Origin of the sequence: Margalitia sp. FSL K6-0131, from assembly GCF_038008735.1 — a bacterium.
GTDB classification, from domain to species: Bacteria; Bacillota; Bacilli; order Bacillales; family Bacillaceae_C; genus Margalitia; species Margalitia shackletonii.
In genome coordinates, this window is sequence record NZ_JBBOZS010000001.1 from 1,094,056 (window position 1) to 1,106,168 (window position 12,113).

At 36.3% G+C, this 12,113-nt stretch carries 12 protein-coding genes and 1 riboswitch; of the genes, 9 read left to right on the forward strand and 3 right to left on the reverse strand.

What is annotated here, in order from left to right; translation table 11 throughout:
- Positions 1 to 19: 19 nt before the first annotated feature.
- Both NSQ59_RS05400 and NSQ59_RS05405 read right to left on the reverse strand, forming a co-directional pair.
- Positions 20 to 787, reverse strand: coding sequence for an SDR family NAD(P)-dependent oxidoreductase (locus NSQ59_RS05400; protein ID WP_055738502.1), 768 nt, complete (start codon positions 785 to 787; stop codon positions 20 to 22).
- A 27-nt stretch (positions 788 to 814) separates the two neighbouring features.
- Entirely contained in the window at positions 815 to 1,837 is a 1,023-nt protein-coding gene (locus NSQ59_RS05405) for an alcohol dehydrogenase catalytic domain-containing protein (RefSeq protein ID WP_126648821.1), read from the reverse strand.
- Between the two features lie 259 nt (positions 1,838 to 2,096).
- On the opposite strand from NSQ59_RS05405, the gene NSQ59_RS05410 reads away from it, so the two are divergent.
- From NSQ59_RS05410 to NSQ59_RS05435, 6 genes are all read left to right on the forward strand, one after another.
- Positions 2,097 to 2,249 carry a hypothetical protein gene (locus tag NSQ59_RS05410; protein WP_161809207.1) on the forward strand — a complete coding sequence of 51 codons (153 nt, stop codon included), beginning with the start codon at positions 2,097 to 2,099 and terminating at the stop codon, positions 2,247 to 2,249.
- Positions 2,250 to 2,277: 28 nt separating this feature from the next.
- Positions 2,278 to 3,105: an alpha/beta fold hydrolase gene (locus tag NSQ59_RS05415; protein WP_055738504.1), complete on the forward strand. Its 828-nt coding sequence runs from the start codon at positions 2,278 to 2,280 to the stop codon at positions 3,103 to 3,105.
- A gap of 199 nt (positions 3,106 to 3,304) precedes the next feature.
- Positions 3,305 to 3,413: riboswitch (SAM riboswitch) on the forward strand.
- A gap of 207 nt (positions 3,414 to 3,620) precedes the next feature.
- Complete coding sequence (locus NSQ59_RS05420) at positions 3,621 to 4,385, forward strand: SDR family NAD(P)-dependent oxidoreductase (RefSeq protein ID WP_126648822.1); 765 nt, start codon at positions 3,621 to 3,623, stop codon at positions 4,383 to 4,385.
- 26 nt (positions 4,386 to 4,411) lie between these two features.
- Entirely contained in the window at positions 4,412 to 5,764 is a 1,353-nt protein-coding gene (locus NSQ59_RS05425; protein WP_340829903.1) for a Na+/H+ antiporter NhaC family protein, read from the forward strand.
- A 70-nt stretch (positions 5,765 to 5,834) separates the two neighbouring features.
- A complete protein-coding gene (locus tag NSQ59_RS05430; RefSeq protein ID WP_055738506.1) occupies positions 5,835 to 6,308 on the forward strand; it encodes an S-ribosylhomocysteine lyase in 474 nt (157 codons plus the stop codon).
- A 536-nt stretch (positions 6,309 to 6,844) separates the two neighbouring features.
- Entirely contained in the window at positions 6,845 to 7,909 is a 1,065-nt protein-coding gene (locus NSQ59_RS05435) for an FUSC family protein (protein ID WP_340829906.1), read from the forward strand.
- A 758-nt stretch (positions 7,910 to 8,667) separates the two neighbouring features.
- Here NSQ59_RS05435 and NSQ59_RS05440 read toward each other — a convergent pair.
- The gene (locus tag NSQ59_RS05440; protein WP_340829908.1) at positions 8,668 to 10,017 is read right to left on the reverse strand and encodes a helix-turn-helix transcriptional regulator; all 1,350 of its coding nucleotides are present in this window, start codon (positions 10,015 to 10,017) and stop codon (positions 8,668 to 8,670) included.
- A gap of 317 nt (positions 10,018 to 10,334) precedes the next feature.
- On the opposite strand from NSQ59_RS05440, the gene NSQ59_RS05445 reads away from it, so the two are divergent.
- From NSQ59_RS05445 to NSQ59_RS05455, 3 genes are read left to right on the forward strand one after another with little or no spacing between them, the layout of a single operon-like run.
- Positions 10,335 to 11,054 (forward strand): EAL domain-containing protein, encoded by a 720-nt coding sequence (locus NSQ59_RS05445; protein ID WP_340829910.1) that lies wholly within the window; start codon positions 10,335 to 10,337, stop codon positions 11,052 to 11,054.
- Between the two features lie 27 nt (positions 11,055 to 11,081).
- On the forward strand, positions 11,082 to 11,648 hold the full coding sequence (locus NSQ59_RS05450) for a DNA-binding protein (RefSeq protein ID WP_340829912.1): 567 nt from the start codon (positions 11,082 to 11,084) through the stop codon (positions 11,646 to 11,648).
- Between the two features lie 10 nt (positions 11,649 to 11,658).
- Positions 11,659 to 12,111, forward strand: a complete 453-nt coding sequence (locus NSQ59_RS05455) for a chemotaxis protein CheW (protein ID WP_340829913.1) — start codon at positions 11,659 to 11,661, stop codon at positions 12,109 to 12,111.
- Positions 12,112 to 12,113 lie beyond the last annotated feature (2 nt).

A 12,113-nucleotide genomic window follows, 5' to 3' on the forward strand; every position in this document is an offset into this window, starting at 1 on the left:
ACATGAAAAGCTCCTATCCCTATTTGACTGTTAATCCACCACACACATTAAGTGCTTGCCCTGTAATATAAGAGGCATCCTCAGAGGCAAGAAATCCCACTGTTTTTGCAACATCTTCTGGTGAACTGATACGACCAAGCGGAATGTCTCCTAAGTAATTTTTCATCGATTCCTCTGGTGTAACACTGGCAAGGTCACTCATATCCACAGCCATTTTTGCAAGAAGATCCGTTTCCATTGCACCAGGGCATACGGCATTTACTCTAATTTTCCGGGGAGCAAGGACAATAGAGGCTGTTTTGGTCAAACTGATTATTCCAGCTTTTGATGCTGCATAAGCTACCGATAGTGGACGAGGACTACTTGCAGCAATAGAGGAAATATTAATGATAGATCCTCCATTAGAGATATATGGAGCTACTGATTGAATCATAAAGAAGGCTGCTTTCAAATTAATATTCATCACAAAATCCCAATCTTTTTCCGTCACGGTTTCAACTGGTTTAACGAAATTAACACCCGCATTATTGACTAGTACATGAAAATCTCCAAAGTCTTCATGAATTTTTGTTACAATCCGACTGATATCTTCTGTGAAGCTCAAATCTAGGTTTATCCCGTGGGCATCTTTTCCTTCATTAACAAGTTTGTTAGTGGCCACTTGGAGCTGCTCCTCATTTCGGTCTAACAAAATAACCTTGTACCCGGATGAGGATAGTACATCTGTAATGGCAAAACCAAGTCCTTGTGCAGCTCCTGTGATCAATGCAATTTTGTTACGATTCAATTGAAAAACCTCCTCGATATACTATTTTTAAGGTGTTAGGAGAACTTTTACCCCTTCGCCACTATGGGAAATTTGAAAAGCTTCTTTATAGTCCTCTAGTGGTAAGTGGTGAGTTAAGGCAGGCTGTATGTTGAGCTTTTTACTCGAAATTAAGTCTTCCATCAAGTCCCAAGTGCTCCACATTCTTCGTCCATGTATTCCATAAAGAGTTGCCTCTTTAAAAACAAGATCATTTGATAGATTAAGAGAAACATTGCCAGGAAATAGACCTGCTAGTACGACCTGCCCACCCTTTCGCAAATGAGGCAGTGCTTCTTGAAGTGCCCGTTCATTCCCGGTGGTCTCTATGATGACATCTGGAATATTAGTGCCAGTTAATACATCGGTACTCTTTGATGTAAGGGGATTCCAAGCTGTAACATCCGCGCATTCAGAAGCTATCTTCAAGCGATTTGGCTGGATGTCGCTAATTGAAACGGATTCCGCTCCAAGTGCCATACAAGAACATGCTGAAAATATTCCAATAGGACCGGCTCCGAGAACAGCCACTCGTTTCCCTGTAATATCCGCTTTCTGAGCAGCATGAACCCCTACTCCTAATGGTTCTAATACAGAGGCAATTTCATCCGGAATACTGGAAGGGATTTTTCTGACGCAAATCGCCGGAACTGTTGCATATTCTGCAAAACAACCGTTTGTTTGCAAGCCAAATAATTGTAGGTTCTCACAAATATGGGGATTCCCACTCAAACAAAGCTGACAATGACCACATGGGATGTGTGTCTCGACGCTTACACGGTCTCCCTTCGATAAAGAGGTAACTTTTCTTCCAATATCCACTACTTCTCCAACACATTCATGTCCCATAATTCCTGGAATCTGGATGTTTGCATTAGCAGCCCAAGGGTTCCAGTCATAAATATGCAAGTCAGTACCGCAAATCGCTGCTATTTTAATAGAAAGCAATACTTCATTATCCTTAGGGATGGGAATTTCCCTATGTTGTATGGTGGCACCAGGGCCAGGATTAACTTTTGCAAGTGCACGCATCCTATCACCTCCTGTTTATATAATTCAAATTATTATGTTATCTCAAAGGAATGTCCAATACCAATTTATATATTGGATATAGGGAAAAGCTCGCTTGCTGCATAAAGGGATAATTCATTACTAATTCGTATAATAGGAAGGTTGTTTTAAAAATAATTAATCTAGGATGAGCAACCCGACATCATTTCTCATAATTGCATTCCATTAGGATGTATGCTATGACTGAATTAGAATTTATAAGATATGGGTGGAAAAGATAATGAAAGTAAAAGTGCTGTTCATCGCTCCTTATGAAGCAATGGTGAATTTAGTAGAAGAGTGTAGCGAAAAAGAAAGGGAGTTGGATGTTCAAATTAAGATTGGGAATCTTCAAGAAGGGGTTGGCAGTATTCTATTATATAATTTTAGTTAAGAATTTTATTAAAAAAGAGGGATAGGATATGGCATATTGCAAAGTTCGTCAAGCAGAAATACACTATGAAGAATTTGGGGAAGGGAAACCAATTATTATGATACACGGTTATACACCCGACCATCGATTAATGACTGGATGTATGGAACCTATATTTACAAAGAGAGATGGATGGAGACGTATTTATATTGATCTGCCAGGTATGGGTTTAACAAAAAATTATCATGTCATAAGTAGTTCTGATGAAATGTTGGATGCTGTTTTAGAATTTATTCAAACGATAATTCCTAATCAAGAGTACATAATCGCAGGAGAATCATATGGTGGTTACTTAGCTAGGGGCGTTATTCAAAAGCAAAAAGAAAAGGTACTAGGTGCAGCATTTATTTGTCCTGTTATCATTCCTTTTTCAGAAGGAAGAACAGTTGAGAAACATAAAATATTGAAAACAGATGAAAGATTTATTGAAAAATTATCAAAGGAAGAATTAGAGGATTTTAGAAATAATAATGTTGTGCTTGATGAATACACTTGGTTAAGATACAACCAAGAGATTTTAAGTGGCTGTAAAATTGGAGATGAAAAGTTTTTAGATAAGGTTAAGAATAAATATGGATTTACTTTTGAGATTGATCAATCTGTTTTTAATAAACCTAGTGTATTCCTTTTAGGAAGACAAGACTCTTCAGTTGGATACAAAGATGCACTTGGTTTATTAAACAAGTATCCACGAGGTACATTTGCTATATTGGATAGAGCTGGTCACAATTTGCAAATTGAACAACCACACCTTTTTAATCATTTAGTAAATGAATGGTTGGATCGAATGGAAGAGTCTATTAATCATAATTTATGATATGCGATAAGATTGTGAAATAATTTACTAAAGCACAGCCATGTCACCTAACGACAATTATCTAACTATAAATATTTGAATAAAAAAGAGCATGCCATTAATCCAAAAAAAATATTTTCACAATAAAAATAAAATTGACTTTTCTGAAACCATTGTGTATCCTATACAAATAGGATGTAAATTTAATTTCATATTGTATCTCTTATAAAGAGTAGTGGAGGGACTGGCCCTATGAAGCTCGGCAACCTTTCATGTTTAACATGAATTGGTGCTAAATCCTGCAAAACATTAGTTTTGAAAGATAAGAGAGGACGTACCTACTTGTTAATCCAAGGCCTCTCTATTTATGAGCGGCCTTTTCTTTTTAACTTTTGGATTAATGATGCTCCTTTTTACTAATTCCTTCTTCATTAAATAAGGCATATCGTCTATAAAAAGAAGGTAAAAAAACAAAATTTAACCACATTTTAATCCGATTATTCCAATATGTTTAATGCTTTTAAAGGAGAATTATTATGTATTGTATGGACCTAACTGGGAAAGTAGCCATTGTAACTGGCGGAGCACAAGGAATCGGTAAAGCAATTGTCGATGCTCTTTTAGACTGTGGAGCAAAGGTAGCAGCAATCGATATAAACGTTGACCCACAACAAACAACTAATCATTTGCTCTATCTTCAGGCGAATGTTGCAAAAAGTGAACAAGTCGAAGAAATGGTGCAAACGGTGACCAAAACTTTTGGAAGGGTAGATATTTTAGTCAATAATGCCGGAGTTTCTTCCTTGGATTATGCCGTCGATATTAAAGAGAGTGATTGGGATCGTGTAATGGATGTGAATGCAAAGGGAGTTTACTTATGCAGTCAAGCCGTCGCACGTTACTTAAAAGAACAAGGTGAAGGAGGAAAAATTATTAATATTTCTTCGCAAGCAGGTAAAAATGGCTATCGATTAATGGGGAGCTATGTAGCTTCTAAACATGCTGTATTAGGTTTTACAAAGGTTATGGCCATCGAATTAGCAAAAGATCAAATAAATGTTAACGCCGTATGTCCTGGAATCGTTGAAACAGATATGAAAAGAAATGAAAGAGTTATAGGAGGTAAGTTGAGAGGATTAAATGCAGAAGCTATTAAAGATGAGGATATTTCACAAGTACCATTAGGAAGAACAGCAACACCTCAAGATATTGCCAATGTCGTTGTTTTCCTAGCATCAAAATACTCCGATTATATGACAGGCCAAGGGATTAATGTAACAGGTGGTATGACAATGCACTAATGATCCATAAACTGGAGGGAATAGAAATGCCTACTATACAAAAAGAAAATAAAGGAAGTGCACTTGCTCTTTTGCCCTTGCTAATCTTTGTATTGCTTTTTATCGGTACAGGGCTACTTTCAAAAGACTTTTCAAAAATGCCATTAAGTGTCGCGATTATTGTTGCAGGTGCGATTGCACTTTTAATGAATAGGAAAGAGACGTTATCGAAAAAGGTTGATATCTTTTGTAAAGGGGCTGGGCACCCAAATATTATCTTAATGGTAATAATCTTTATTTTGGCCGGAGCTTTTGCAGGTGTTGCTAAGGAAATGGGTGCTGTAGAATCAACGGTTAATCTTGGATTGTCCTTTCTTCCCGCAAATTTATTAATGGTGGGACTATTTGTTATCGCCTGCTTTATTTCCACCTCGATGGGAACCTCAATGGGCACAGTTGTTGCACTTGCTCCTATTGGGATAGGAATTGCAGGACAAACAGATATTTCGATGGCATTGGCGATGGCTACTGTTATTGGAGGAGCAATGTTTGGTGATAACCTATCAATGATTTCAGATACAACGATTGCAGCAGTAAGAACTCAAAACACGCAAATGAAGGACAAATTCAAAGTCAATTTCTTTATTGTGCTGCCTGGGGCCATTCTAACTGCAATCATTCTTGGAATTATCACACTTGGTAATCATGCAAATATAGGTGGGGAACATCCTTATGAAATCATTAAGGTTCTTCCTTATGTTGCTGTCCTTATAGCAGCTCTTGTAGGAGTGAATGTTTTAATCGTATTACTTGGAGGAACGATATTTGCTGGCATAATTGGTATGGCCTATGGATCTTATGATTTGCTCGGCTTTTTGCAAACCGTTGCCAAAGGTGTCATGAGTATGGAGGATCTTGCCATTGTAGCTATTATGATAGGCGGGGTAGTTGAACTTATTAAATATAATGGCGGAATTGATTTTCTATTAAATTTCGTAACTAGTAAAATTAAATCTAAAAAGGGTGCTGAATTTGGGATTGCAGGCTTGGTTAGTGTGGCTGATATTGCGACGGCTAATAATACGATTTCCATTGTCATTACAGGCCCTTTAGCGAAAAATATTGCAGATGAATACCATATCGATTTAAGAAAGTCAGCTAGTATACTCGATCTGTTCTCCAGCTGCTGGCAAGGGATAGTTCCATATGGTGGGCAGTTGCTAGCTGCAGCAGGTTTAGCTTCCATCTCACCTGTTAGCATTATTCCTTACTCGTTCTATCCAATATTAATGGGGATTTGTGGGATAGTAGCCATTTTAATTGGATATCCAAAGCTACAAAGCAAAGAAAAAGGAATAAATAGTAAGGCAAATCCTTCTTTAGAAGAAAAATCTTTATGATAGTTAATAGGAGAGAAAATTTTTGTTTCTAAGTTTCAGGCAAAAAAATATTATTTAGGAGTGAAATCAAATGGTACAAAAAATGAATGTAGAAAGCTTTAATCTCGATCATACGAAAGTAAAAGCACCTTATGTCCGATTAGCTGGCGTCACTCACGGGAAAAATGGAGATGTTATTCATAAGTATGATATTCGAGTAAAACAGCCCAATAAAGAGCATATGAAAATGCCTGCTCTTCATTCCCTTGAACATTTACTTGCAGAAAATGTCCGCAATCATCTTGATCATGTTGTCGACTTAAGCCCTATGGGTTGTCAAACTGGCTTTTATTTAGCCGTCCTTAACCATGATGATTATGATGGAATTCTGGTTGCACTGGAAAAAACATTGAATGACGTATTAGCTGCTAAAGAAGTTCCGGCTTGCAATGAAGTACAATGCGGTTGGGCTGCAAGTCACAGCCTTGAAGGGGCGCAGGAGCTTGCTCGTGAATTGCTTGCTAAAAAAGAAGAATGGAAAGATATTTTTGTAGATGGAGAATGAAAATTAAGTTGCTTGTTTAATCTTACGGGGGGAAGTACCAGCAATAAGGAATAAAATTAGAAAATGTAAAGGGTTCTCAATTGCATTGGTATAAATACACAACTGTACGTTAGGGCTAGGGCGAACATTTGAAAGGTGTTCGCTTTTTTAAATTTTATTAAAAAATTACATCGAAATAATAATATCTGAAATTAACATTCAGGGAACCTATTTACAGTGGATGGACTTTAATGGACTTGGTTTAGATAAAGACGAAACTTGAAAAACAAATGCACGAGTCTGAATTATTCTTTTTGAAGGATATATATTTGGTGAAGAAGGCATTGAATTTGAGCGTATGAATTTACCGTGCCCGACAAAAAACATTATGGTGGCTTTAGAAAGATTGAAAAAAGCAAAAGATACAGACTCTTAGAACCTGATCTGGTTTGTACACCTGGATGGTGAGTATAGGAGAAGTAAAGGAGGACAGAATTATACGGTAGGTCAAATACAATAAAAATGTCGTACGGGATTTTTACAAGGAGAAAGCTTAGATGAATTGGCGAATTTTCAATCGATTTGGTTTGACGCTTTATGTTATAAAGACAGCATTGGCAGCAGGGCTGGCATGGTATGCAGCATCGCTAATCTCACATAACCAATTTCCTTATTTTGCAGCATTAGGCGGTATTCTTACTGTCCAGGTGACAGTCGTAGATTCAATTAATAAGGGAGTTTACCGTGTCGTGGGTATTATTGGAGGAGTATTTGTTAGTGTCATTATTAGGGAATTCCTCCCTTTAAATGCTGGATCCATTACCTTAGTGGTACTCGTTGGAATGGCCATTTTTACTGCGTTCCGATTAAATTCGCAAATTATTTCTCAGGTAGGTGTCAGCTCCATACTTGTTCTTGCGTTTGGTGGACAACCCGGCTATTCCGTTGATCGAATTCTGGAGACTTTTATTGGCTGTATCATTGCTGTGTTATTGAATATTTTCCTCATTCCTCCGAACCCAATCCCAGAGGCAGAGAAACGTGTTTTAGACTTAAGCAAACATGCCAGTAACGTTCTCAAAAATTTAGCGATTGCTTACCGAGAGCAATGTTTGAAACCGATTGATATGCCATATGTTCAGGAATTAGTTAGTGAAACGGAAAAGTCCTATCAAGCAGTTCAATTTGCACAGCAAAGTTTACGATTCAGTCCCATTTTGCAAAAGAGGCGCTCGCAATTTCTTGCTTTAGCCAAAGTTATTGGCAGGTATGAACTCATCACCGTTCAAATTCGTGGGATTGCGCGCGGACTCGTTGATCTTGATAGAAGAAACAGCCCAATGGAAGAGTTAATAAAGGCAATAAGCGATACGGCTATATGTGTTGGACTTTTTGCCGAACGGGAAATAACCCCTTCAGCGGAACTTAAAGAAAAATTAGCATTTTCCATTGAACAAGCAAAAAGCTACCAAAATAAATGCTTACATATTATTCATCAATTGGATGACCTCACCGTACTAAGAGACATTGCCAGCATACTCGCCGATTTGAACCGAATCCTAGTAGAAGTTAACAGCAGTACACACTTTATCACGGAAAAGAAAATCACCCTTAAGCGATGATGGAACTGTTGTGTTGGATTTAATTTTAATGGGTAACTTTCATATGCATGCAGACACATTCAGGATTAGTGGGGCTGAAGAGACCGACCCCGCAGATGCCATTGTGAATGCTCCCCGCATCGCATCTAAATAAGGTTCACTTGGTTTTTTGAAACATAAGAAGACATATTCTTAATGGAGTAACCAGTGATCGTTAAAATAAGCGGAGATTTTCCGGTTAGACTGCAGAATAGAACCCGGTTCGTGGTATATAAGCGGAGATTTTCCGATTAAGCAAAGGAAAATTACCTATTTTCATGTTTTTTTGAGTCAATAGTCGGAATCTTTCCGTCTATTTTAAGCTATTTTCAGTGCTATTTCCTCATTAAGAGAAATTTCTCCGCTTATTTTTCAATACTCTTTAGCATCTAATGGTACTTGTACAACTTACGGATGACTTCGTAAAAAAAAGGCTTTGAGATATTTGCATCTCTAAGCCTTTTTGACTGTGAATTATGCTATGGAGTTTATGTGATTTGCTATTTGATTTAGTCTTCGATTTACCTTTTTGCACCTCATAAGTAAAACCGTTAGAATTTTTCTTGCTCTGTTTTCATTTTAAAGACATAGTAGGATTCCTCTTCTCAAATTCGCCATATATAAAGACTATTACATCTGTTTGGAAGGGGCGGTTCTCCTGCTTCATATAAGCAGTGAGTCTACCCTTTGATTTTGGATGTAAAGCCCCAGTACTAGGAGAGAGGGACCCATTCGTACTGTTAATATCTAAAACAAGGCAAAATTAGTTCATAGAATTGGCTGAATAGGTAATTTCTTTTTTGGTGTTGGTGATAAATTTCCAAAGCCTGTGCTGAAGAGGTTCGACTTTCCGGTTCTTTTCGTTTACTTATTTCATAAAGAATATCCGCTTTTAGGAGCCCTTCGTAGTCTGGTTCTAGCAAGGAAAGCGCCTCCTCGAAGAGAGCGAGTGAAATTTGATCAGCGTGGGAGTGATATTTCCCTTCTAAATATAAATTTCTCGCATGTAAAAAGTTGTTGGAAACCGTAGGTAAAAGTGATTTGGTTTTGTCTAAAAGCCTTTCAATAAAAGAATCTTCGACATTTGTGGACATGCAGCATTGAATTGCTAATTGATAGATTGCTAAAGCTTGTTTTTGAAGCTGTGGAACTTCCGCAATGGTATCAATATCATATAAAAAATTATCTTTTAAATTATTAAGGTGTTCTTGATTTGGTTGTGATCTTAATAAAGAGTAAATGGTAAGTGCCCATCCTCGCAGAATGCCTTCCTGATCCTTTGTTTGATGGAGTTTTTCCCTTAATGTCAAAAGTCCATTATGAAGAGAATTATCGGCATCTCCATCTGAAAATTGAATAAGAAGTTTGATATAATCCGTTTCCATGGGATGAATAATATGATGGTTAACTTGATTGATATGGAACAATGATTGGTTAAATGATCCAATATATAAATATAAAATAGAAAGATTAAAATGAATATTATCTCTTTCTTCCTTCAGGTTAGTTGGATTTTCTTTGGAGATTTCTAATGCTCTATTTAATAAATCAATACTTTTCATTCCCTTTTTTCTTGCAAAAGACATGCTGGCTAAAGCATTGTATGATTTCATTTTTAGTTTTAAATTATATTTGTTTTCGGGCTCGTGGAGGACTTTGTTAAAAAAAGTATTTGCTTCATCATAATGAGATAATCTTAAAGAATAATTACCCGATAAATAATAATAATCAATCATTCGTGTGGTAACTTCATATTCTTCTATTTTGTTTTTAAATTGAGTTAATTCGCCTTTTACTGCCTTCCAATGATGTAATCCAATTAAATCACCTATTTTTTGTTTCCTATTATCTAATTCTTTAATCTTTTCGTCTATGTCTGGGTCTGAAAAGTGGCTAATCGGGAAATCTAACCGTTCACTCAATTTTTCTAACTCTTCATTCGTGACCGGGCGATGTCCATTCTCAATTTGACTCATTTTCCCTAAAGAGCAAATCCCTTTTGCTAATTCCTCTAAGGTCATTCCTCTTGATTTTCTGGCTGCTCTTATTTTTTTTCCAATTGCATTATGTCTTGGTATTTGTCGTTTCATGTTGTTTCCTTCTTCCTATATTTTTCTGGGTATATTTTACCATATAAGTAAAAACTATGAATAGGTTGACAATATCGACAAAAAAATACAAAAATAAAATTTTTACTATTTTTTTGTCTAAAAATGTTGAAAATTTCATTTTGGTTGTTATAATCTTCTTTGTATGTAAAAAAATTCTTTTTAAGTATTCCTTTTTTAATAGTAAAATAGTCTCTTTTATTGTTGTTGTATTCTTGTAAAAAGGAATTTTAAAAAAAGTATTTTTATACAGAAACAAATTTGTTTCTGATAGATAATGACAAAGGAGTTAAAAACGAATGGATACTAAGCATCTTAATCTACATGATTTAATTAAAGATCGCTTATTTTACAACGAGTTTCAACCTCTTTGGAATACCTCGGAAAATACTATATTTGCCTATGAGGCATTTATTAGGACAAACCCGTTTACAGATCCTTTGGAACTTTTTTATCAAGCGCGTAATATGGGAGTCCTTTACGAATTAGATACTGCATCCATATCGAATGCCGTTAAAGAATATCCATACGGCCATTTAGATAAATATTTACTTTTCGTAAATGTTTTTCCTTCTACGATTATTCACCCAGATTTCCCTGCCTTTATTAATGGACTATTACGGAACTATGAAGAAATCAAACACAGAGTAGTGTTTGAAATAAATGAGGATCCTGCAGAAGATCATTATTGGGAAGAACCCCATTTTAAAAATCGCTTGTCATTCCTTAGGGATAAGGGATTTTTTATTGCTTATGATGATTTAACCTATACCCAGTCATCCATAAGGAAAATTCATCACTATGTTCCGGATTTTACGAAATTAGATCGATCGTGTTCTCAAAATTTAGCGGATTCTTTAGAAAAGCAGGAGCACGTCGAATATTTTGTTTCTGATACTTTTAAGGAAATGGTCGTGGTCTTAGAAGGGATTGAAACGAATGATGATTTAGTAGTAGCAAAGCAACTGGGTGTGCCTTTACTGCAGGGATACTTTATTGCAAAGCCGCATCGCTTATGAAACGTTGTAAAGGAAATGAGTAATGTTATGAACAGAAGAAATTGGACAGATGAGGAAATTCTATTTTTAAAAGAAAACGTGGGTAAGATGAAAATCGAAACGGTTTCCCAAAAGTTAAATAGATCACAAGGGTCTGTTATTAGCAAAATGAAGAGACTGGGTATTGCTTATACCAAAAATCAAACTGGACATTTATCCACGTATCAATTAGCCGAATTACTCTCCGTTGATCGAAATACGATTATCGGTTGGATGAAAAGACACGGCCTAAAATTCACCAAAAAGGTTACACGTACCACCAAGAGTTTTTATTTTATCGATCCAATAGATTTTTGGAAATGGGCAGAAAGAAACCGCGAAAAAATAGATTTTTCAAAGATAGAATGCAATACTATCGCTCCTGAACCCGAATGGGTAAGACATGAAAGAAATTGCCGGAAAGAAGAACATTATAAAGTGTGGAGTGTAAAAGAAGAAAGAGTGTTAGAAATGATGGTGCTATCAGGGTATTCCTATTCCGAGGTAGCGAAGAGGCTGTCGAGGACAAAAACGAGCGTTCAAAGAAAATATCAACGAATGACAAAAATAAGATAGGGGGATGAAAGTGAAATCAAACTATGTCATTTTTCGTGTTGGAGATAATGACTTTGGTATCGAAATCCAATACGTCATTTCCATTGAAAAGGTAACGGAGATCACCTGTCTTCCGCAAATGCCTGATTATATCAAAGGGATTACCAATATAAGGGGGCAAATGAAAGGAGTCATTGATGCTGCCACATTACTATTCAATCAATCTATTGAAATAGATGAAAGTACAAGATTTCTTCTTTTAGACATTCATCAATCTGATATTGCTCTGATGGTTTCGAAGACAAATGAAATTTTGAGTATCGATGAAGCGGAAATAAAACCGATTGATTCCATTAACGCCACTTCCGAAATTTTTAAAGGAGTTGCCTTAATAGACAACCGTATGATATCCATCTTGAATATCGAAAAGCTATTTTCAACATTAGATGCTTTAGAAACAGTTTCTGCTGTTCATTTGGGATGAAA